The organism is Mucilaginibacter sp. P4_G9 (assembly GCF_056400985.1).
Genome location: NZ_JBFUKF010000755.1, coordinates 1 through 1688 on the forward strand (window position 1 = coordinate 1; position 1688 = coordinate 1688).

Below are 1688 nucleotides of genomic sequence, written 5' to 3' on the forward strand. Positions count from 1 at the left end.
CACTGCGATATGTCATGGGCGATGCCGTCTTCTTCCTTACCCTGAAAGGTTTCGTAACCGATGCTAAATACACTTACAGTAACCTGGTTACTACTGCCGACGTGCAGGAATACTTTAGTAAAGCCGCAGGTATTGATCTGAAACCATTGTTTGATTTATACATCTATTCTATCAATAAATTGGAAGTGCATGTAAAAGCACAACGTGGAGATAAGTATCTCGTCCAGCTTTTAAATATTGATATGCCGTTACCTATAGACATATCCACCGATGGTATTACCAAACGTTATACTCTTGATAAAAAAGGAGTAACAGTGATAAGCAAAAGCATGCCAGTTATTGACCCGGATACTTATTACTTAAAAAAGCTGATCATTGAATAAAACCAGCGACGATGAAGAAAATATTATTGCCATCATTGATCATAATATTCTCATCCTGTGTTAAAGCTCAAAAGATAGGTAAGCCTAAAACACAAACAGATTCGGTTTACCTGTTTACAGAAGTTATGCGTGACCTTATGCTTTTAGCGGCTGCTTTCTTAGCTTTTGGTGCTTCTTCTGCTACAACTTCTGCAACAGGAGCTGCTTCAACTGCTACCGCCTTTGGAGCAGGCGCTGCTGCTACTTCAGCAACCTCTTCTGCAAAAGGAACAACTGAAACGTATGAGCGGTTGTCAGCTTTCTTTTTGAAAATTACGATACCTTCGGCTAAAGCGAATAATGTATGATCTCTGCCGATACCTACGTTAACGCCCGGATTGTGTTTAGTACCACGTTGACGAACGATGATGTTACCTGCAATTGCTGGCTGACCACCGAAAATTTTGATACCTAAACGTTTGCTATGCGACTCGCGGCCGTTTCTGGAACTACCGGCCCCTTTTTTGTGTGCCATTTCTTAATATCTTTTATGGAATTGAAGAACAACTCCCGTTAAACTTTAAATTATAATGTAATACCAGTGATCTCGATCTTGGTAAATTGTTGACGGTGACCGTTTTTCTTTTTGTAACCTTTTCTTCTTTTCTTTTTGAAAATGATCACTTTATCACCTTTTAAATGAGACACGATCTTAGCTGATACTTTAGCACCTTTCAAATCAGAACCTAATTTGAATGAACCTTCGTTTTCTGCTAACAATACACTGTCAAATTCAATACTAGCGCCCTCGTCACCCTGTAATCTGTGTACAAAGATCTGCTGGTCTTTTGCAACCTTAAATTGCTGTCCGGCTATACTTACTATTGCGTACATGTTTGTTAATTATTGTTTTAAAATTCGAGGTGCAAATATAGGGATTGATATTTTAATAAACAACATACCTACATTTTATTTTTTTAGCCTTCTTTCGGCTGTTGTTAAGCTTTGGTCTATTTCTTTGATCAGCTGTTTGTTGGCGTCAATTAATTTAGGGTCACCGGCAAAATTCGAATCAAAGATTACCTTCTTGGTTTTGGTTTTATATTTAAATTCAATGACGTATCGTATTGGCTTATCGGCTGAAGTAGTATCTCCTTTTTCATTTGCGGGAAAATCCCAGAAACCCAGGTCGGCTGCCTTATGGTGCAGGTATAGCAGATCATTATCGGTGAGTCTGATTTGCACTTTCACCAACGAATCTCTTTTATTTAGGTATTGATAGTCGCCGGTACTTGAATTAAATTTATTTACCAGGCTGTCTTTCTC

At 38.4% G+C, this 1688-nt stretch carries 4 protein-coding genes; 1 reads left to right on the forward strand and 3 read right to left on the reverse strand.

The window, feature by feature from the left end:
• A partial coding sequence (locus AC1DPZ_RS27370; RefSeq protein ID WP_477409464.1) for a hypothetical protein occupies positions 1-383 on the forward strand: 383 nt, incomplete at its 5' end.
• Positions 384-489: 106 nt separating this feature from the next.
• On the opposite strand, the gene rpmA is transcribed toward AC1DPZ_RS27370, so the two are convergent.
• From rpmA to AC1DPZ_RS27385, 3 genes are all read right to left on the reverse strand, one after another.
• Positions 490-897 (reverse strand): 50S ribosomal protein L27, encoded by a 408-nt coding sequence (gene rpmA / locus AC1DPZ_RS27375; protein WP_477409466.1) that lies wholly within the window; start codon positions 895-897, stop codon positions 490-492.
• A gap of 50 nt (positions 898-947) precedes the next feature.
• Positions 948-1256 (reverse strand): 50S ribosomal protein L21, encoded by a 309-nt coding sequence (gene rplU / locus AC1DPZ_RS27380; RefSeq protein WP_477409468.1) that lies wholly within the window; start codon positions 1254-1256, stop codon positions 948-950.
• A 75-nt stretch (positions 1257-1331) separates the two neighbouring features.
• On the reverse strand, positions 1332-1688 hold a 357-nt coding region (locus AC1DPZ_RS27385; RefSeq protein WP_477409470.1), incomplete at its 5' end, for a hypothetical protein.